This is a genomic window from Streptomyces sp. NPDC057424, from assembly GCF_042803315.1.
Classification (GTDB): Bacteria; Actinomycetota; Actinomycetes; order Streptomycetales; family Streptomycetaceae; genus Streptomyces.
On sequence record NZ_JBHVCP010000011.1, the window covers coordinates 37,999 to 57,010 of the forward strand.

At 70.4% G+C, this 19,012-nt stretch carries 19 protein-coding genes; 11 read left to right on the plus strand and 8 right to left on the minus strand.

Annotated features, from left to right (window positions below; translation table 11 throughout):
• The first annotated feature begins 19 nt into the window (after positions 1–19).
• From folP to ACFU3E_RS12210, 5 genes are all read left to right on the plus strand, one after another.
• Positions 20–910 carry a dihydropteroate synthase gene (folP, locus tag ACFU3E_RS12190; RefSeq protein ID WP_384155383.1) on the plus strand — a complete coding sequence of 297 codons (891 nt, stop codon included), beginning with the start codon at positions 20–22 and terminating at the stop codon, positions 908–910.
• On the plus strand, positions 907–1,413 hold the full coding sequence (locus ACFU3E_RS12195) for a nuclear transport factor 2 family protein (RefSeq protein WP_384155386.1): 507 nt from the start codon (positions 907–909) through the stop codon (positions 1,411–1,413). The genes folP and ACFU3E_RS12195 overlap by 4 nt, the downstream gene beginning before the upstream one ends.
• Positions 1,414–1,650: 237 nt before the next feature.
• On the plus strand, positions 1,651–2,010 hold the full coding sequence (gene folB, locus ACFU3E_RS12200) for a dihydroneopterin aldolase (RefSeq protein WP_384155389.1): 360 nt from the start codon (positions 1,651–1,653) through the stop codon (positions 2,008–2,010).
• A complete protein-coding gene (gene folK / locus ACFU3E_RS12205) occupies positions 2,007–2,618 on the plus strand; it encodes a 2-amino-4-hydroxy-6-hydroxymethyldihydropteridine diphosphokinase (protein ID WP_384155392.1) in 612 nt (203 codons plus the stop codon). Before folB ends, folK begins: the two co-directional genes overlap by 4 nt.
• A 59-nt stretch (positions 2,619–2,677) precedes the next feature.
• Positions 2,678–3,166, plus strand: coding sequence for a DUF3180 domain-containing protein (locus tag ACFU3E_RS12210; protein ID WP_384155395.1), 489 nt, complete (start codon positions 2,678–2,680; stop codon positions 3,164–3,166).
• A 9-nt stretch (positions 3,167–3,175) separates the two neighbouring features.
• Here the strand turns inward: ACFU3E_RS12210 and folE are convergent, their stop codons facing one another.
• The 6 genes from folE to dacB form a co-directional block, all read right to left on the minus strand.
• Entirely contained in the window at positions 3,176–3,781 is a 606-nt protein-coding gene (gene folE / locus ACFU3E_RS12215) for a GTP cyclohydrolase I FolE (RefSeq protein ID WP_384155398.1), read from the minus strand.
• Between the two features lie 126 nt (positions 3,782–3,907).
• Positions 3,908–5,947 (minus strand): ATP-dependent zinc metalloprotease FtsH, encoded by a 2,040-nt coding sequence (gene ftsH / locus ACFU3E_RS12220; RefSeq protein WP_384155683.1) that lies wholly within the window; start codon positions 5,945–5,947, stop codon positions 3,908–3,910.
• A gap of 186 nt (positions 5,948–6,133) precedes the next feature.
• Complete coding sequence (hpt, locus tag ACFU3E_RS12225) at positions 6,134–6,694, minus strand: hypoxanthine phosphoribosyltransferase (RefSeq protein WP_384155686.1); 561 nt, start codon at positions 6,692–6,694, stop codon at positions 6,134–6,136.
• Between the two features lie 62 nt (positions 6,695–6,756).
• A complete protein-coding gene (gene tilS, locus ACFU3E_RS12230) occupies positions 6,757–7,794 on the minus strand; it encodes a tRNA lysidine(34) synthetase TilS (protein WP_384155401.1) in 1,038 nt (345 codons plus the stop codon).
• 196 nt (positions 7,795–7,990) lie between these two features.
• On the minus strand, positions 7,991–9,133 hold the full coding sequence (locus tag ACFU3E_RS12235; protein ID WP_384155403.1) for a zinc-dependent metalloprotease: 1,143 nt from the start codon (positions 9,131–9,133) through the stop codon (positions 7,991–7,993).
• Positions 9,134–9,201: 68 nt separating this feature from the next.
• Positions 9,202–10,824, minus strand: coding sequence for a D-alanyl-D-alanine carboxypeptidase/D-alanyl-D-alanine-endopeptidase (dacB, locus tag ACFU3E_RS12240; RefSeq protein WP_384155406.1), 1,623 nt, complete (start codon positions 10,822–10,824; stop codon positions 9,202–9,204).
• A gap of 79 nt (positions 10,825–10,903) precedes the next feature.
• On the opposite strand from dacB, the gene ACFU3E_RS12245 reads away from it, so the two are divergent.
• From ACFU3E_RS12245 to ACFU3E_RS12255, 3 genes are all read left to right on the plus strand, one after another.
• Entirely contained in the window at positions 10,904–11,395 is a 492-nt protein-coding gene (locus ACFU3E_RS12245) for an inorganic diphosphatase (protein ID WP_033310291.1), read from the plus strand.
• Positions 11,396–11,515: 120 nt separating this feature from the next.
• Entirely contained in the window at positions 11,516–13,222 is a 1,707-nt protein-coding gene (locus ACFU3E_RS12250; RefSeq protein ID WP_384155409.1) for a threonine/serine exporter ThrE family protein, read from the plus strand.
• 285 nt (positions 13,223–13,507) lie between these two features.
• On the plus strand, positions 13,508–13,933 hold the full coding sequence (locus ACFU3E_RS12255; protein WP_384155412.1) for a hypothetical protein: 426 nt from the start codon (positions 13,508–13,510) through the stop codon (positions 13,931–13,933).
• Between the two features lie 111 nt (positions 13,934–14,044).
• Here the strand turns inward: ACFU3E_RS12255 and ACFU3E_RS12260 are convergent, their stop codons facing one another.
• On the minus strand, positions 14,045–14,893 hold the full coding sequence (locus ACFU3E_RS12260; protein WP_384155415.1) for a DedA family protein: 849 nt from the start codon (positions 14,891–14,893) through the stop codon (positions 14,045–14,047).
• A gap of 134 nt (positions 14,894–15,027) precedes the next feature.
• On the opposite strand from ACFU3E_RS12260, the gene ACFU3E_RS12265 reads away from it, so the two are divergent.
• Complete coding sequence (locus ACFU3E_RS12265) at positions 15,028–15,393, plus strand: YbjQ family protein (RefSeq protein WP_384155418.1); 366 nt, start codon at positions 15,028–15,030, stop codon at positions 15,391–15,393.
• 19 nt (positions 15,394–15,412) lie between these two features.
• Here the strand turns inward: ACFU3E_RS12265 and ACFU3E_RS12270 are convergent, their stop codons facing one another.
• Positions 15,413–16,174: a MerR family transcriptional regulator gene (locus ACFU3E_RS12270; RefSeq protein WP_384155421.1), complete on the minus strand. Its 762-nt coding sequence runs from the start codon at positions 16,172–16,174 to the stop codon at positions 15,413–15,415.
• Positions 16,175–16,276: 102 nt separating this feature from the next.
• On the opposite strand from ACFU3E_RS12270, the gene ACFU3E_RS12275 reads away from it, so the two are divergent.
• Positions 16,277–17,563 (plus strand): ion channel protein, encoded by a 1,287-nt coding sequence (locus ACFU3E_RS12275; protein WP_384155424.1) that lies wholly within the window; start codon positions 16,277–16,279, stop codon positions 17,561–17,563.
• A gap of 40 nt (positions 17,564–17,603) precedes the next feature.
• Positions 17,604–19,007, plus strand: coding sequence for a glutamate decarboxylase (locus ACFU3E_RS12280; RefSeq protein WP_384155427.1), 1,404 nt, complete (start codon positions 17,604–17,606; stop codon positions 19,005–19,007).
• Positions 19,008–19,012: the final 5 nt, after the last annotated feature.

Here is a 19,012-nt window from a genome sequence, read left to right on the forward strand (position 1 = left end):
CTGGGCCTACGCTGAAGATATGAGCAACCTGAGCGGACGCGGGCGCGTGGCGGGCCTACCGGAACGGGACCGCTGCGCGGTCATGGGAGTCGTGAACGTCACCCCCGACTCCTTCTCCGACGGCGGCCGCTTCTTCGACACCACGGCCGCCGTCAAACGCGGCCTCGACCTCGTCGCCGAGGGCGCGGACCTGGTCGACGTGGGTGGCGAGTCCACCCGCCCCGGCGCCACCCGGGTCGACGAGGACGAGGAACTCCGCCGCGTCGTCCCCGTCGTCCGCGGCCTGGCCTCCGAGGGCGTCACCGTATCCGTGGACACCATGCGCGCCTCCGTCGCCGAACGGGCCCTCGCGGCCGGTGCCGCCCTCGTCAACGACGTCAGCGGCGGCCTCGCCGACCCCCGCATGATCCCGGCCGTCGCCGATGCCGGAGCGCCCTTCGTCGTCATGCACTGGCGCGGCTTCCTCCAGGGCGGCAACGTCAGGGGCGAGTACGCCGACGTCGTCACCGAAGTCGTCGACGAGCTGCACGCGCGCGTGGAGGCCGTCCTGGCCGGCGGCATCGCCCCCGACCGCGTCATCGTCGACCCCGGCCTCGGCTTCTCCAAGGACGCCGAGCACGACCTCGCGCTCCTCGCGAGCCTCGACCGGGTCCTCGCCCTCGGCCACCCGCTGCTCGTCGCCGCCTCCCGCAAACGCTTCCTCGGCCGGATCCTCGCCGGCCCCGACGGCCCCCCGCCGCCCGCGCGCGAACGCGACGCGGCCACCGCGGCCGTCTCCGCGCTCGCGGCGCACGCCGGCGCCTGGGCCGTCCGCGTCCACGAGGTGCGCGCCACGGCGGACGCGGTCCGGGTCGCCCGCGCCATCGCGGGGGCGCGCGGCCCGCGCACCGGCGCGGAAGGTGCCCGGTGAGCGCCCCGCACACCGACGTCGAGCAGGTCGAGGCCGCCAACACCGCCTTCTACGAGGCACTGGAGCAGGGCGACTTCGAGGAACTGGCGTCGCTCTGGCTGACCCCCGCCGACCTGGGCGTCGACGAGACCTACCACGACCCGGCCGACACCGGCGTGGTCTCCTGCGTGCACCCCGGCTGGCCCGTGCTGACCGGCCGCGGCGAGGTCCTGAGGTCGTACGCGCTGATCATGGCGAACACCGACTACATCCAGTTCTTCCTGACCGATGTGCACGTCTCGGTCACCGGCGACACCGCCCTGGTGACCTGCACGGAGAACATCCTCAGCGGCGGCCCCGCCCCCGAGGGCGCCGGCGAGGAGCTCGGCCCGCTCGTCGGGCAGCTCGTGGTCGCCACCAACGTGTTCCGGCGCACGCCCCAGGGGTGGAAACTCTGGTCGCACCACGCTTCCCCGGTCCTGGCCGAAACCGGTGAGGACGAGCAGGACGACACCCCCGCCTGAGTGGGTAGGCGCCACGAAGTGGTTGGAATCACGGGCCCCCGGGTAGGGGCGGCTACCAACCTGTGCACCGACGGGTTCCCCAGGGGAAACGCTGGATGAATCCTGCCGGGCCCGGCCGAAGCCCCCACCCCCGTGGCCCGGGCCCGTCCGTGCTCGCAGGTAGATTCGACCGAGGCCGGTGTGCCGACCGCACACGGCACCGACCGGCCCTGACCGACGATTGCAGGAGTGATTCGCGTGGATCGTGTCGCGCTGCGCGGCCTGAAGGCCCGCGGGCACCACGGCGTGTTCCCCAGGGAACGCGAAGAGGGCCAGGCCTTCGTCGTGGACCTCGTCCTCGGCCTGGACACCCGACCGGCCGCGGCCGACGACGACCTGGCGAAGACCGTGCACTACGGCATCGTGGCGGAGGAGGTCGTGGCCGTCGTCCAGGGCGAGCCCGTCGACCTCATCGAGACGCTCGCCGAGCGCATCGCCCAGGTCTGTCTGAAGCACGAGGGAGTGGAGGAGGTCGAGGTCTGCGTCCACAAGCCGGACGCCCCGATCACCGTCCCCTTCGACGACGTGACCGTCACCATCACCCGGAGCCGAGCATGACCGCGCCCTTCATCAAGGGTCCCAGCGACCCGACCGTCCAGCCGGTACCCGCCTCCGTCGTCGAGAAGGTCGACGCCGCGGACACGACCCTGTCCAACCCCAAATGGGCCGTGGTCGCTCTCGGGTCCAACCTGGGCAACCGCCTGGAGACCCTCCAGGGAGCCGTGGACGCCCTCGGCGACACGCCCGGCCTCCGCATCAAGGGCGTCTCCCCGGTCTACGAGACCGAGCCCTGGGGCGTGGACCCGGGCAGCCAGCCCGCCTACTTCAACGCCGTCGTGGTCCTCAAGACCACTCTCCCGCCGTCCTCGCTCCTGGAGCGCGCGCACGCGGTCGAGGAGGCCTTCCACCGCGTCCGGGACGAGCACTGGGGCCCCCGCACCCTCGACGTCGACATCGTCTCCTACGCCGATGTCGTCTCCGACGACCCGCAGCTCGTCCTCCCCCACCCCCGCGCCCACGAACGTGCCTTCGTCCTGGCCCCCTGGCACGACCTGGACCCCGAGGCGCAGCTGCCCGGCCGCGGCCCGGTCGCCGGTCTGCTGGACGCCGTCACCCGGGACGGGGTGGCGCCCCGCACGGACCTGGAACTCCGGCTGCCCGAGTAGCCGTTAAGGTCAAGACGGCCGCGAACCGGGCCGGAAGCCGGGGGAACCGAAGGGACACCGTGAGAGAGCTGCGTATCCGGGTGCTGGCCGGCGTCTTCGTCGTGGCCGGAGTCCTGTCCTGGGCGGGCGCCCGCCTGTGGAACTCGGTCGGAACACTCCCGAGCGTCCCTCTGGCCGCCCCCATCGTCCTGGCCGTGATCGCCGTGGTCCTGCTGGCCACGGCGCTCTCGATCCGCGCCCGGCTCAAGGCCCAGCGCGAGCGCCGCCCCGAGGCCAAGGGTGTCGACCCCCTCATGGCGGCCCGCGCGGTCGTCTTCGGCCACGCCAGCGCCCTGGTCGCCGCCCTGGTCGCCGGCATGTACGGCGGCACCGGCGTCTTCCTCCTGGAATCCCTCGACGTTCCCGCCCGCCGCGACCAGGCCATCTACGCCGGCTTCTCGGTCCTCGCGGCCATCGGCGTCATAGCGGCCGCCATCTTCCTGGAGCGCGTCTGCAAGCTCCCGGAGGACGACGAGAACGACGGCGCGGGGGCCGCACCGACGGTGTGACGCGCAGCGTCAGCGCGCCAGTATCAGGCTCATCGCCTCGGCTCGGGTCGTAGCGTCCCGGAGCTGGCCGCGCACCGCCGACGTCGTGGTCTTGGCCCCCGGCTTGCGAATGCCACGCACGGACATGCACATGTGCTCCGCCTCGATCACGACGATGGCCCCCCGCGCCTCGAGGATCTTCATCAGCGAGTCGGCGATCTGCGTGGTGAGTCGTTCCTGCACCTGCGGCCGCCGGGCGAACACCTCGACGAGACGTGCCAGCTTCGAGAGGCCTGTGATCTTGCCGGTCTCGGCCGGGATGTAACCCACATGGGCTACGCCGTGGAAGGGCAGCAGATGATGTTCACAGAGGGAAACGATCTCGATGTCCTTCACCAGGACCATCTCGTCGTGCCCCAGGTCGAACGTCGTCGTCAGAACATCCTCGGGCTCCTGCCGCAGCCCTGCAAGCAGCTCCCGATACGCCCGCGCCACCCGCGCCGGCGTCTCCCGCAACCCCTCGCGCTCCGGGTCCTCGCCGACCGCGATCAGGAGTTCACGTACGGCGTTCTCGGCGCGCTTCTCGTCGAACTCGCCGATCCGGCCGTCGCCGTCCAGCGTCACGGGGTCGGTCATCTGGTGCCTCGTTCCTGTGTCCTTCACGGTGCGGCCTGCACATATGGCGGAAAGCCGCGCCCCCCAGGCTAAAACCTGGGGGGCGCGGCATCCATTCCGGGGGCGGGACCGCCGGGAGAGCTCAGATCAGCTCTCGGGGCGGTCCTCCGGGGTCCGCTCGGGCGCCGGGGCGGGCTCCGCCGCGGTGCTCTTCACGGTGGAGATGGCCGGCGTCGCGCCGTTCGCCCCGTTCGTCAGAGCCAGCTCCTTGGGGGAGAGGACCGGCGGACGGGTGGACGGCGTACGGCGGGAGGAGCCGGTCCAGGCGGGCCTGGGCGGGCGCTTGACGATCGGGGCGAAGATCTCGGCGATCTCCTCCTTGCCCAGCGTCTCCTTCTCCAGCAGCTGCAGCACCAGGTTGTCGAGGACGTCGCGGTTCTCGACCAGGATCTCCCAGGCCTCGTTGTGCGCGGTCTCGATGAGCTTCTTGACCTCTTCGTCCACGAGCGCGGCGACCTCTTCCGAGTAGTCGCGCTGGTGAGACATCTCACGGCCGAGGAAGGGCTCGGTGTTGTCGCCACCGAACTTGATCGCGCCGAGACGCTCGGTCATGCCGTACTGCGTGACCATCGCGCGGGCCAGACCGGTGGCCTTCTCGATGTCGTTGGCGGCACCCGTGGTCGGGTCGTGGAAGACGAGCTCCTCGGCCGCGCGGCCGCCCAGCATGTAGGCCAGCTGGTCCAGCATCTCGTTGCGCGTGGTCGAGTACTTGTCCTCGTCCGGCAACACCATCGTGTAGCCGAGGGCACGGCCTCTCGACAGGATCGTGATCTTGTGGACGGGATCGGAGTTCGGCGAGGCCGCCGCGACCAGGGCGTGACCGCCCTCGTGGTACGCGGTGATCTTCTTCTCCTTGTCCGACATGATCCGGGTCCGCTTCTGCGGGCCCGCGACCACACGGTCGATCGCCTCGTCGAGCATGTGGTTGTCGATCAGCTTCTGGTCGCTGCGGGCCGTCAGCAGGGCGGCCTCGTTCAGCACGTTGGCCAGATCGGCACCCGTCATACCGGGGGTACGGCGGGCCATGGCCGACAGGTCGACGTCGGGCGCGACCGGCTTGCCCTTCTGGTGGACCTTGAGGATCTCCAGACGGCCCTGCATGTCCGGGCGGTCGACGGCGATCTGCCGGTCGAAGCGGCCCGGGCGCAGCAGCGCCGGGTCGAGGATGTCGGGCCGGTTCGTCGCGGCGATGAGGATCACGCCGCCCTTGACGTCGAAGCCGTCCATCTCGACGAGGAGCTGGTTCAGGGTCTGCTCGCGCTCGTCGTGACCGCCGCCGAGGCCGGCGCCGCGGTGGCGGCCGACCGCGTCGATCTCGTCGACGAAGACGATCGCCGGGGCGTTCGCCTTGGCCTGCTCGAACAGATCACGGACTCGGGAGGCACCGACACCGACGAACATCTCGACGAAGTCGGAACCGGAGATCGAGTAGAAGGGGACGCCCGCCTCGCCCGCGACGGCACGCGCGAGCAGGGTCTTGCCGGTGCCGGGAGGCCCGTAGAGCAGGACGCCCTTGGGGATCTTGGCGCCGACGGCCTGGAACTTGGCCGGCTCCTGGAGGAACTCCTTGATCTCGTGGAGCTCCTCGACGGCCTCGTCGGACCCGGCGACGTCGGAGAAGGTCGTCTTGGGCGTGTCCTTGGTGATGAGCTTCGCCTTGGACTTCCCGAAGTTCATGACCCGGGAGCCGCCGCCCTGCATCTGATTCATCAGGAACAGGAACACGACCACGATCAGCACGAAGGGCAGCAGGGAGAGCAGGATGCCGACGAACGGGTTCTGCTTGGACGGCGAGACCGTGTAGCCGTCCGGGATCTGCTTGTCCTGGTACTTGTTCTGCAGCGTGTTGGCGATGTCCACGCCCTGATCGCCGATATAGCTCGCCTGGATCTTCGAGCTGTCCTCGACCTTTTCGCCGTCCTTGAGCGTGACCTTGATGGTCGACTCGTCACCGGTGGTGAGCTTGGCCGACTCCACCTTGTTCTGGTTGATCGCCTGGACGACCTGGCCGGTGTCCACCGTCTTGTAGCCGCCGGACGAGCCGACGACCTGCATCAACACGACCACGGCAAGGACGGCCAGCACGATCCACATGACCGGCCCACGGAAGTATCGCTTCACGTCCATCCATACGGAGCGGTGCCGCCCCGTCCCTCCTGCCATAGTGAGTTTGATAAAGACTGTTCTTCGGACGGTACCCCAGCATTGTCACCTGAAGCCGCGTGGGACGGCTGGCGATCCGCCTACGCCTGCTCCAACGGCGGGAAACCCGCTGGGGTTCCCGATCACCGTCACGGCACTCCGGCCGGGGTTTCAGCCGCCGTACACGTGGGGCGCGAGCGTACCGACGAACGGGAGGTTGCGGTACTTCTCGGCGTAGTCGAGGCCGTAGCCCACGACGAATTCGTTGGGGATGTCGAAGCCGACCCATTCCACGTCGATGGCGACCTTCGCGGCCTCGGGCTTGCGCAGCAGCGTGCACACCTTGAGGGAGGCGGGCTCGCGCGAGCCGAGGTTGGAGAGCAGCCAGGACAGGGTCAGGCCGGAGTCGATGATGTCCTCGACGATCAGGACGTGCTTGCCCTTGATGTCGGTGTCGAGGTCCTTGAGGATCCGCACCACACCGGAGGACTGGGTGCCCGCCCCGTACGAGGATACGGCCATCCAGTCCATGGTGACGGGGGTGGACAGCGCCCGGGCGAGGTCGGCCATGACCATCACCGCGCCCTTGAGGACTCCGACGATCAGCAGGTCCTTGCCCGCGTATTCCACGTCGATCTTCGCGGCCAGCTCGGCCAGCTTGGCGTCGATCTCTTCCTTGGTGATGAGCACCTTCTCGAGGTCGGCACCCATGTCTTTCGCGTCCACCCGCATCACTTTCGGTCGTCCCACCGGCCGAGCGGCCCCTCCGCCGGTCCGGCGGGAGGGGTCGTGGTTCAGCCTTGCCGAATCACCAGTCTGCCACCCTGCCGCCGGGCCACGACCTTGCCGGGGAGGTTGATGGCTCCCTGACCGCGCCAGCCGGTGATCAGCCGGTCGACTTCCTCGATGTGGCGGGCGAACAGCGATCCCGCGGGCGCGCCGGCCGCGATGGCGGCCCGGCGCAGGATCCGGCGGCGTACGGCGGGCGGCAGGGCGTAGAGCTTCGCGCACTCGAGCAGGCCCGCGGCGTCACGGACGGTGGCCTCGGCCTGGCCGGCCCAGGAGTCGAGGGCGTCGGCGTCGTCGCGGGAGAGCCGGGCCGTACGGGCGAGGGCCTCGACGACGCCTTTGCCGAGGGCCTTCTCCAGCGCGGGCAGGCCCTCGTGGCGCAGCCGGGAGCGGGTGTAGGCCGGGTCGGCGTTGTGGGGGTCGTCCCAGACGGGCAGGGACTGCACCATGCAGGCCTTACGGGCCGTCTGCCGGTCGAGTTCCAGGAAGGGACGCCGGTAACGGCCGCCGGCCCCCGAGACCGCGGCCATTCCGGACAGGGAGCGGATGCCGGAGCCCCGGGCGAGGCCGAGCAGGACGGTCTCGGCCTGGTCGTCGCGGGTGTGGCCGAGCAGGACCGCGGCGGCGCCGTGGCGTTCGGCCGCGGTGTCGAGTGCGGCGTAGCGGGCGTCGCGGGCGGCGGCCTCGGGTCCGCCGGCGCGGCCGACGGTGACGGCGACGGAGTCGACGGGGTCGAGGCCGAGTTCGCGCAGGCGCTGGACGACTTCCGCGGCGCGGGCGTCGGAGCCGGGCTGGAGGCCGTGGTCGACGGTGACGCCGCCGGCTCGAACGCCGAGTTTGGGGGACTCGAAGGCCAGGGCGGAGGCGAGGGCCATCGAGTCGGCGCCGCCGGAGCATGCCACGAGCACGAGCGGCGGGGGTGGCTTCTCGTGCGGGAGGGCGTGCGGGACCGCGGCGGGGGCGCGGTGGTGTTCGGTGAGGAGGTCGTGGAGGACGCGGCGGACCGCCAGGCGTATCGCCGCGACCGCAGGATGGGGACCCATGTCCGGTTCCCTTCATGAAGTTTTCGGGGGGTGAGCCCGCGTGCCGGTCACGCAGAGTGTGTAGATGGTGACAGAACCGGGCCGTTCCCCGAGCATTGCACGCCTACCCCTGCCTCACGGTCCCTCGGACGGGTGATTGGAGGGGCGTTCGCCTGCCGTCGGCCGGTTTCCTTTCACGACCTTCCCGCGATGTTCACTACTCGGCCCTGCGATGCACCCGCGCGACCCAGTCCGCCGGTTTGGCGATCTCCGACTTGGTGGGGAGGGTGTTGGGCGAGGTCCACACACGGTTGAAGCCGTCCATGCCGACCTCGTCGACGACGGCCCGCACGAAGCGTTCGCCGTCCCGGTACTGGCGGAGTTTGGCGTCCAAGCCGAGCAGCTTGCGCAGGGCCAGGTCCAGGCGGGAGGCGCCCTTGGCGCGCCGCTGCTGGAACTTCTCGCGGATCTCCCCGACGGTCGGTACGACGTCCGGGCCGACGCCGTCCATGACGAAGTCGGCGTGGCCCTCCAGCAGGGACATCACGGCCGTCAGCCGGCCCAGGATCTCGCGCTGGGCGGGGGTCTGGACGATCTCGACGAGGGAGCGGCCGCCGTCGTCCTCCTCGGCCTCGGGGCGGCCCCCGGCGAGGGTCTGGGCGGCTTCGCGGACGCGTTCCAGGACCGTCATGGGGTCGACGTCGGTCTCCTCCAGGAACGACTGGATTTCACCCCCGAGGTGGTCCCGCAGCCAGGGCACGGCGGTGAACTGGGTGCGGTGCGTCTCCTCGTGCAGGCACACCCAGAGCCTGAAGTCGTGCGGGTCGACGTCGAGTTCGCGCTCCACGTGGACGATGTTCGGGGCGACGAGCAGGAGCCGGCCCCCTCCGCTCGGTGCGCCGGAGGGGCCGCCGGAGGGGAATTCGCGGGTGGCGGGGGCGAAGGTCTCGTACTGGCCGAGGACGCGGGAGGCCAGGAAGGACAGCAGCATGCCGAGTTCGACGCCGGTGACCTTGCCGCCGACGGCGCTCATGACCCCGCCGCCGGGGGTGTTGCCGCGCCGTTCCTGCATCTTGTCGAGCAGGGGCCGGAGAATCTCCCGGAACCCGGCGACGTTCGCCCGGATCCAGCCCGGCCGGTCGACCACCAGGACGGGGGTGTCGTGTCCCTCCTCGGTGCCCAGACGGGTGAATCCGCGGACGTGTTCCTCCGAGGCCTTGGCATGCCGGCGCAGCTCCGCGACGACGGCCCGGGCCTCGTCGCGACTGACCTCCGGGCCCGGCCGTACGAGCCGGGTCGCGGTCGCGACCGCGAGATTCCAGTCGACCATGCCGGTTGAAGCACCACCGATGCTCGTCATGCGTCAACCGTACGTGAGCGCCGCCCGCTGGGGCAGGGCGACGAGGGCCGGGTGAGGCCGGGGGCCGTTCACCTGCAGCCGCACGCCGCCAGTGCGCTCGCCACTCTGTCCAGGGCCTTCTGCGTCGTGGCCGGGAGGATCGCTTCCGTGCCGGTGGCCATGAACGCGAAGGCCAGCAGCCGGCCGTCCTCGTCGACCAGGGTGCCCGCGAGGCTGTGGACGCCCGAGAGCGTGCCGGTCTTCGCGCGGACGACGCCGGATGCTCCGTCCGCGTAACGGGTGGTCAGAGTGCCGGTGAAGCCGGCGACGGGGAGGCCGGTGAGGGCCGGGCGCAGCTCGGGGTGGGAAGGGTCGGCCGCCTTCGCGAGCAGCGCGGTGAGGAGGTCGGGGGTCAGCCGGTCCGCACGGTTCAGGCCGCTGCCGTCCTTGAAGGCCGCGCCCTTCAGGGGGAGGCCGAGCTTGCGCAGCTGGGAGCCGATGGCTTTGCCGGCTCCGGCGAAGTCGGCCCGGTTGCCGGTGGCGATCGCCGTCTGGCGGGCGAGGGCCTCGGCGATGTCGTTGTCGCTGTTGGTCAGCATGCGCTCGACGAGGGCGGAGAGCGGGGGTGAGGAGACCGTCGCGAGGGTCTCGGCGCGGGTCGTTGCCTTGGACAGGCCGGGGGCCGTGGTCTTGATGCCGTGGGACTCCAGGAGGTCGCCGAACCGGCGGGCCGCGTCCGCCGCCGGGTCCTTCACACGCTCGACCGGGCCGCTCGTGGAGTCGTTCGTGCGGCCTTCGTCGGCCATCAGGGGGCTGACGAGGGCGAGATTGCCGTTGACCCCGATCGGGTGCATTGCGTCGCCCGCGTAGAGGGTCGTGTCGTAGGACAGGGTCACCTCGCGGACGCCGCGTTCGGCGAGGGCGCCCGCCGTCTCGGCGGCCAGGGCGCGCAGGCTGGCCGAGCCTGTCCGGTCGTTCTCGCGGGCGGTGAGGGTGGGATCGCCGCCGCCGACCAGGACGACTTCCTCGGTGTCGGGTTCCAGCGCGGCGCGGGTGGTGAGGCGGTGGTCGGCGCCCATCGCGGACAGCGCGGCGACGGCCGTGGCGATCTTCGTCGTCGAGGCCGGGGTGAGCCCGGTGCCCGAGCCCGAGCCGTACAGGCGCCTGCCGGTGGTCACGTCGACGACCGCGGCGGCGGGCCGTGGGCCGAGGGCCGGGTCCTTCAGCAGGGGGTCGAGGGCGCCGGCGAGGGCCTTGCCGTCCGGGGCGGACTTCACGGTGCTGACGCCGCCGAGGCCGGTCAGCACGGGTCCGGCGCTGGGGGCGGGCCGGGGCCGCCCGGGGGCGCCGGGGACGCTGCCGTGATCTGTGCCACCCGCGCGGCCCAGGGCCACTGCCCGGTCCCGCTCGGCCGTACGCTGACCCGAGGAGTCCCAGGGACCGGCGGCGGTCACCACACCGGCGGCCAGTGCGAGTCCGGCGGTGGCGGCGCCCGCGGTGTACTGCCAGGCCTTCGGCCGCGTGACCCGCGCGACCTGCGGTTTCCCGGCTCGTGCGAGTCGCGCGACCTGCGGTTTCCCGGCTCGTACGAGTCGCGCGACCTGTGGTTTCGTGGCCGCCGCGGCCCGGGCCAGGCGCGGTCGTACGGAATCCGCGAGGCGCACCACGTGCGGTTTCGCGGCCCGCCAAGGCCTCAGCTCTGGCACGACCACCAGCCCCTTTCGCGATCACACACCTGCGTGAGGGACACTTAACCACCAGAACTATGTGTTGATCATGGAGGAGCCACCGGTGGAGTTCGACGTCACGATCGAGATTCCGAAGGGTTCGCGCAACAAGTACGAGGTGGACCACGAGACCGGTCGTATCCGCCTGGACCGGCGACTCTTCACCTCGACCGCCTACCCGACGGACTACGGCTTCGTCGAGAACACGCTCGGCGAGGACGGCGACCCGCTGGACGCGCTGGTCATCCTCGACGAGCCGACGTTCCCGGGTTGCCTGATCCGCTGCCGGGCGATCGGCATGTTCCGCATGACGGACGAGGCGGGCGGCGACGACAAGCTGCTGTGCGTGCCGTCGACGGACCCGCGCGTGGAACACCTTCGGGACATCCACCACGTGTCGGAGTTCGACCGCCTGGAGATCCAGCACTTCTTCGAGGTCTACAAGGACCTGGAGCCGGGCAAGTCGGTCGAGGGCGCCAACTGGGTGGGCCGTACGGACGCCGAGATCGAGATCGAGCGGTCCTACAAGCGTTTCAAGGAGAGCGGCGGTCACTGACCCCCTCTTCCTGAACCCACGGGCCGTACGCCTGCGCGTGCGGCCCGTTCGCCTGTATGTGCGCATACTGAGGCACTGGGGGGTACTGAGGCTGAGGTGTCGTACAGGGAGCGCCAGGCAGTGACGGACGCGGAGGACCGCAAGCCGAGGTCGGACGAGGCGAGGAGTGCGTTTGTGCCTCCGGCCGGGACCGGCGTCGACGGGGACATGTCGACGACGTCGGAGTTCGCGATCCCTGAGGGGCTGGCCGTGCCCAGGACGACCGGCACGGAGTCGGAGACGACGTCCGAGTTCGTCTTCCCCAAGAGACTCGACGTCCCGCAGGCGCCCGTGGCGGAGTCGGGAGGTTCGGCCTTCAACCCGCCGAGGACCTACAGCGCCAGGCAAGCGCCTCCCGCCTTCACGCCGCCGACCGGCATCCCCGCGATCAGTCTGACCAAGGACGTGCCCTGGCAGGATCGGATGCGCACGATGCTGCGGATGCCGGTGGCCGAGCGGCCCGCGCTGGAGCTCGTGCACAAGGCGGAGGAGGACGAGGGTCCGGCCGTTCCGCGTGTGCTCGACCTGACACTGCGTATCGGTGAACTGCTGCTGGCCGGCGGCGAGGGCGCCGAGGACGTGGAGGCGGCGATGTTCGCCGTCTGCCGGTCCTACGGCCTGGACCGCTGCGAGCCGAACGTCACCTTCACTCTGCTGTCGATCTCCCATCAGCCGTCCCTGGTGGACGACCCGGTGACGGCGTCCCGGACGGTACGCCGCCGGGGCACCGACTACACGCGTCTGGCGGCCGTGTACCAGCTGGTGGACGACCTCAGCGATCCGGAGACGCAGATTTCCCTGGAGGAGGCCTATGGGCGGCTCGCAGAGATCCGCCGCAACCGGCACCCCTATCCCGGCTGGGTACTGACCGCCGCGAGCGGACTGCTGGCAGGCTCGGCCTCGGTGCTGGTCGGCGGTGACCTGATCGTCTTCTTCGCGGCCGTGGTGGGCGCGATGCTCGGCGACCGGCTGGCTTGGCTGTGCGCGGGGCGCGGGCTGCCGGAGTTCTACCAGTTCACGGTCGCCGCGACGCCTCCGGCCGCGATCGGGATCGCGCTGGCGCTGGCGCACGTGGACGTCAAGGCGTCCGCGGTGATCACTGGTGGGTTGTTCGCGCTGCTGCCCGGCCGGGCGTTGGTGGCGGGCGTGCAGGACGGTCTGACCGGCTACTACATCACCGCGTCCGCACGGCTGCTGGAAGTCATGTACTTCTTTGTGGGCATCGTCGTCGGGGTGCTGGTGATGCTCTATGTCGGCGTCCAGTTGGGTGCCCGCCTCACCCCTGACGCGGCTCTGAGCACCGAGCCGCGGCCGCTGTTGCAGATCGGCGCGTCGATGCTGCTGTCCCTGGCCTTTGCGGTACTGCTGCAGCAGGAACGATCCACCGTGCTGGCTGTGACGTTGAACGGCGGCGTCGCGTGGTCGGTCTACGGCGCGATGCACTACACGGGCGAATTCTCGCCGGTTGCCTCTACGGCGGTTGCGGCGGGGCTGGTGGGGCTGTTCGGGCAGTTGCTGTCCCGGTACCGGTTCGCGTCGGCGCTGCCGTACACGACGGCGGCCATCGGGCCCCTGTTGCCCGGTTCCGCGTCGTACTTCGGGCTGTTGTCGATCTCGCAGAACGATGTCGATATGGGGCTGGTGTGGCTGTCGAAGGCCGCGGCGCTGGCGATGGCCATCGCGATCGGAGTGAACCTGGGAACGGAGATCTCGCGGCTGTTCCTGCGCATCCCCGGCGCGGCCACGGCGGCGAGCCGCCGCGCCGCCAAGCGGACACGCGGTTTCTGACGGGCCAGTCCTGCGGCGGGGTCGACGTAGGCATCTGCGGGACACGACCATGATCATCCAGTGATGGATGTCACATGCGCCTTGCGAGACCAGCCGACAGTGACTTCGACAGCGGACGGCATGGATTCAATATAGAGACATGACGCCTTTGACCGACCCCAAGAGGTTTCTTCGACTACCTACTGTCACCTTTAGTGTCTTCACCTTCAGGGATGCGGCCTGTCTGACCCATGGGCCAACCGCCTAGCCTTTCGCCGAAGCCATTTTCCTGAAGGGGAGACAGACTTGAGATTTTCCGTGTTGCGAGCCGCCAAGAACACGCTCTCCTTGGCTGCGGCCATGGCCGGAGTCCTCGTGCTGTTCGGTCCTGTCCCATCCGCCAGCGCTGCTCCGCAGACTGCCCAGTCGTCGAAGTGCGGATCGCTCGACAACGGCGAGCTGTGCATCTACGGTCCGGACGGTCCGATCACCGGGAATTACACCACCGAATACTGCAGGACGGGAGGCTCGGGGACCATCAACGTGCAGTTCGGCTACCAGATAGACGGCGGGAGCTACATCTGGGACGGCTGGGACAATCAATTCATCGGGACTGGAAATTGCGGCTCATACACCAGGCGTCTCAGCAACCTGGGTTCCGATGACAGCATCCGCGGCATCATGATGACCGACGGAAACGTCTATGTGACCAGGTGGATGTACGTGAGCTAGGGGAAGAGCCGGGAAAGCAGCGCCGCCCTTGGCTGGCGGCATAGGTGGCCCATCACCTGCGGGATCGCTGTACAGCACTCGGTCTCGCAGGTGATGCACCCCTGCCCGGATTCAGTTCTGCGGGTAGTTCTTGTCGTACTGCTGCTGGTGGCCGTAGCCCGGAGCCTGCGGGTACTGGCTGTAGTACTGCTGGTCGTTGTAGCCGTCCTGGTTGCCGTACGGGGGCTGCTGCGGCTGCTGGTGGGGCGGCCAGCCGTTCGGGTCGATGCGGCGGAGCTGGGTCGTCGCGTCGTCCATGACGGGGGGCTGCCGGCGCTGCGCGGAGGCCTGCGCCGCCGCGCGCTTCTTCTTGGAGCGGTCGCGCAGGTACTCGATGATGATCGGGACGACGGAGAGCAGGACGATCAGGATGAGGATCGGCTCGACGTTCTTCTTGATGAAGTCGATCTGGCCGAGCCAGTAACCCGCGAGGGTGACGCCGGTGCCCCAGGCGATACCCCCGATGACGTTGTACGTGAGGAACGTGCGGTACTTCATACGCCCGGCGCCGGCGACGATGGGGGCGAAGGTGCGCACGATCGGGACGAAGCGGGCCAGGACGATCGCCTTGGGGCCGTACTTCTCCATGAACTCGTGGGCCTTGTCCAGGTTCTCCTGCTTGAAGAGCTTGGAGTTGGGACGGTTGAAGAGCTTCGGGCCCAGGACTTTGCCGATCGTGTAGCCCACTTGGTCACCGACGACGGCGGCGATCACGATCAACGCGCAGACCAGCCACAGCGGCTGGGTGATGTACGTGCCCTCGGCGACGAAGAGACCCGCCGTGAACAGCAGGGAGTCACCCGGCAGGAAGGCGAAGAGACCTGACTCCGCGAAGACGATGAGCAGGATGCCGGGCAGGCTGAACGTCGAGATCAGATAGTCCGGGCTGAGCCACTCGGGGCCGAGCGCAAGCGTGGTCACGGGGATGTGGCTCCTGCTGCAGTGGGGACGGGCTGGGGCTGGCTGCCTCAAAGTATCAACGCAGCCGTCATGACCCAGGTTCCATGGGCGTACTCAGGATGCACTGTGCGCGGTCCCGGTCAAAGCTGTGAACCATGGGCATCGATGAATACGGCGGCGGACAGGGCCCGGAGCCCGACGTCCTGGTCGTCACCACGAACGACGTACCCGGCTACCACGTTCGGGAGGTGATCGGCGAGGTCTTCGGCCTGACCGTGCGCTCCCGGCACCTGGGGAGCCAGATCGGCGCCGGGCTGAAGTCGATGGTCGGCGGCGAGCTGCGCGGGCTCACCAAGACGCTCGTGCAGACCCGCAACCAGGCGATGGACCGACTCGTCGAACAGGCCCGCTCCCGTGGCGCCAACGGCGTCCTCGCCTTCCGCTTCGACGTGACGGAGGCGGCGGACGTGGGCACCGAGGTGTGCGCGTACGGCACGGCGGTGGTCCTGACCCGGGAGTGAGCCACCCCCGGGCCGGGGATCAGGAGGTGTGCCGCGCGGCGTTCGCGGTGATCGCGTCCCTCAGGTGCTCCGCGAGACCCGGGCGCATCGCGTCGTAGAACGCCTTGAACCGCTCGTCCGAGACGTACATCTCGCCCAGGCAGCGGTGGAGCTCGTGGGAGCACTCGTAGAACCAGGTGCAGATGTGCTGGCGGTGCTCCTCCGCCAGGGCCATGGCCGCCTCGCCGGTGGGCGGCTCGTCCGCCGACATCAGCGCGCCGTAACGCTCCCCCCAGTCGGCGGCCTCGGCCTGGATGCGCTTCCAGTCCTCCTTGGTGTACCTCGCGGTGCGGCGCTGCGACTCGGCGTACTCGTCCGTGCCGCCCCAGCGCGCCTCCGCCTCGTCGGCGTACTGCTCCGGGTCCTTGCCCCCGAAGACCTCGAACTTCTCCTCGGGCGTGAGGTTGAGTCCCATCTTGTGTGCCTCCATGGCGTGCTCCACGGCCGCCGCCATCTTCCGCAGCTTCTCGATCCGGGCGGTCAGCAGCTCGTGCTGCCGGCGCAGGTGTGCGCGCGGGTCCGCTTCCGGGTCGTCGAGCAGCGCGGCGACCTCCTCGAGCGGGAAGCCGAGCTCCCGGTAGAACAGGATCTGCTGCAGCCGGTCGAGGTCGTCGTCGCTGTAGCGCCGGTGGCCCGCGTGGCTGCGCCCGCCCGGGACGAGCAGGCCGATGTCGTCGTAGTGGTGCAGCGTGCGCACCGTGACGCCGGCGAAGCCCGCGACCTGTCCCACGGAGTAGCTCACTTCCGCTCCTTCCTTCTTCCGTGCTCCACGGTCGGGCCTCACGCCGCGTGAGGTGCAAGCGTGTTTCCGGTTTGCCCTCTTTGACGCGTTTATGGTGTGGGCGTGGTCCAGGATTCCGCGCAGCAGGCGCCCTCCGTCACCCCCGCGACTCCCGCCCGCACGCTGCTGCCGACGATCCTGCCCGCTCTGGCCGTGGGAATCCTGTCCAGCCTGGTCCTGGTGGGGGTGGAAGTCGCCGCCGAGGAGCTCCAGGACGTGCTCTGGGGGCCGCTGCCGGACGCCCTGGGGATCGGCCGGTACTCCGTGGCGTGGATGGTCGTGATGCTCTTCACGACGGGCGTCGCGGTCGGGCTCGTGGTGTGGAAGATGCCGGGGCACGCCGGCCCGGATCCGGCGACCGTCGGACTGGACGCCCCTGTGCTGCCGCCCGTCGTGCTGCCAGGGCTGGTGCTGGCGACCGCGCTGATGCTGGCCGGCGGGCCGAGCCTCGGCCCCGAGAACCCCATCATCACCGTGAACGTCGCCCTCGCGGCCTGGCTGGGCGCCCGCCTCGTGCCGCGGGCGCCGGGCCGGGTCTGGCCGGCGCTGGCCGAGGCGGCGACGATCGGCGCCCTGTTCGGCACGCCGGTCGCGGCGGCCCTGGTGATCTCCGAGGCGCTGGCCGCGCGGGAGACCCGCGGACTGCTGTGGGACAACGTCTTCGCACCGCTGACCGCCGGCACGGCCGGTGCCCTCACCGTCACCCTCATCGACCATCCGAGCTTCGACCTGAACCTGCCCTCCTTCGGCCGCCCCGGCTGGAGCGACCTGCTGGCGGCGGTCGTGGTCGCCTCGGTGGGCGCGCTGCTCGGCATGGCAGCCGTGCGGGCCTTCCCGTGCGTGCACGGCGCCTTCCGCCGGCTGCGCCACCCGATGCTGATGCTCCCGGCGGGCGGCATCGTGCTGGGCGCCCTCGCGGCCCTGGGCGGGCATCTGACGCTGTTCAAGGGGATCGACGAGATCGCCGAGCTCGCGCAGGCCCCGGACAGCCGGTCGGCCGGGGAGTACGCCCTGCTGACGGTCGTGAAGCTGGCCGCGCTGCTGGTCGCCGCGTCCTGCGGCTTCCGGGGCGGGCGCATCTTCCCGGCGGTGTTCGTCGGCACCGCCCTCGGCCTGGGCGCCCACGCCCTGGTGTCCGGGGTGCATCCCTCGATCGGGGTCTCGGCCGCCGTGCTCGGACTGTTGCTGGCCATCACCCGGCAGGGCTGGGTGAGCCTGTTCGTCGCCGCGGTGCTGGTCGCCTCGCCGGGGATCATCGCCGTGCTCTGCGTCGCCTCGCTGCCCGCCTGGCTGCTGGTGACGGGCCGGCCGCAGATGCAGCTGCGCGAGGACGGCACGCCCGTCCACTGACGCCCCCCTCCCCCTCTCGAACTCGCCCCTGGAGGCACTCATGCCGCTCCACGAAGGTCACCGGCCCCTCGAACGCCACCTGTCCGTCAACCCCTTCTACGGCCCCGCCAACCCCCTCGGCGACATGGCCGAGGCCCCGCCCACCCACCGGCTCCCGGACCGGCCCATGGCCCCGGCGACCGCCCACCAGCTGGTGCGCGACGAGCTGATGCTCGACGGCAACGCACGGCTGAACCTCGCCACCTTCGTCACCACCTGGATGGAGCCCGAGGCCGGGTTGCTGATGGCGGAGTGCCGGGACAAGAACATGATCGACAAGGACGAGTACCCGCGCACCGCCGAGCTGGAGCGGCGTTGCGTGGCGATGCTCGCCGACCTGTGGAACGCCCCCGACCCGGCGTCCGTCGTGGGGTGTTCGACCACCGGGTCGAGCGAGGCGTGCATGCTCGCCGGGATGGCGCTGAAGCGGCGCTGGGCGAAGCGCAACGCCGACCGCTACCCCGGGGCCCGGCCCAACCTGGTGATGGGCGTGAACGTGCAGGTCTGCTGGGACAAGTTCTGCACCTTCTGGGAGGTGGAGCCCCGGCTGGTGCCCATGGAGGGCGATCGGTTCCACCTCGACCCGCAGGCCGCGGCCGAGCTGTGCGACGAGAACACCATCGGGGTCGTCGGCATCCTCGGCTCCACCTTCGACGGGTCCTACGAGCCGATCGCCGACCTGTGCGCGGCGCTGGACGCGCTGCGGGAGCGGACCGGGATCGATGTCCCCGTCCATGTCGACGGGGCGTCCGGCGCGATGGTCGCGCCGTTCCTCGACGAGGACCTGGTGTGGGACTTCCGGCTGCCGAGGGTGGCGTCGATCAACACCTCGGGGCACAAGTACGGGCTGGTCTACCCGGGCGTGGGCTGGGCGCTGTGGCGGGACGCGGAGGCGCTGCCGGAGGAGCTGGTGTTCCGGGTGAACTACCTGGGCGGTGACATGCCGACGTTCGCGCTGAACTTCTCCCGGTCGGGCGCGCAGGTCGTGGCGCAGTACTACACCTTCCTGCGGCTGGGCCGGGACGGCTACCGGGCCGTCCAGCAGGCCGCGCGGGACGTGGCCACGGGGCTCGCCGGGCGGGTCGAGGCACTCGGCGACTTCCGGCTGCTGACCCGGGGCGACGAGTTGCCGGTGTTCGCCTTCACGACCGCGCCGGACGTGACGGCGTACGACGTCTTCGACGTGTCCCGGCGGCTGCGCGAGAGCGGCTGGCTGGTGCCCGCGTACACCTTTCCGCCGAACCGGCAGGACCTGTCCGTGCTGCGGGTGGTGTGCCGCAACGGCTTCTCCGCCGACCTCGCCGAACTGCTCGCGCAGGACCTGGAGCGGCTGCTGCCGGATCTGCGCAAGCAGCCGCGCCCGCTGACCGAGGACAGGGGCGCGGCGACCGGGTTCCATCACTGACGACA